Annotated in this window: 1 protein-coding gene; it reads left to right on the plus strand. The window is 63.8% G+C overall.

What is annotated here, in order from left to right; translation table 11 throughout:
- Positions 1–228: 228 nt before the first annotated feature.
- A partial coding sequence (locus tag AC1D01_RS38235; RefSeq protein ID WP_477875240.1) for a YqhA family protein occupies positions 229–525 on the plus strand: 297 nt, incomplete at its 3' end.

Here is a 525-nt window from a genome sequence, read left to right on the forward strand (position 1 = left end):
GCTTGTCGTAGGCGGCCATGCCGGACACATGGGCGGCCTTGGCCAAGGCCGCGGGGGGGGCGTAGACCTTGTGCTCGCTCGAACTCATGCTTGTCTCCTTCAGCGGTTTGCGAATTCTGCACGCACCATAGACAGCTGCTCTTACGAACGACTGACGCAGGCGCCCGGGTCTTCACCGATGGTGCGCCCACTACAATTTCAGGCAACCGGACTATCCCTGCACACCCCATGACCCAGATCCCCGACCACAGCAACAGCAAGCTGCGCCCCTTGCCCAACCTCATCTTCATGAGCCGTTGGCTGCAGCTGCCGCTGTACCTCGGGCTGATCGTCGCGCAGGCGGTCTACGTGTTCCACTTCTGGGTCGAGCTGGTGCACCTGGTCGAAGCGGCCTTCGGCAGCCAGACGGCGCTGCAGGCGGTGTTCACCGCGGTCGGCGTCAGCGGCGATGCCGCCAAGGGCACCAAGCTGACCGAGACGACCATCATGCTGGTCGTGCTCGGCCTGATCGACGTGGTGATGATC

Source organism: Rhizobacter sp. P3_B12, assembly GCF_056402895.1.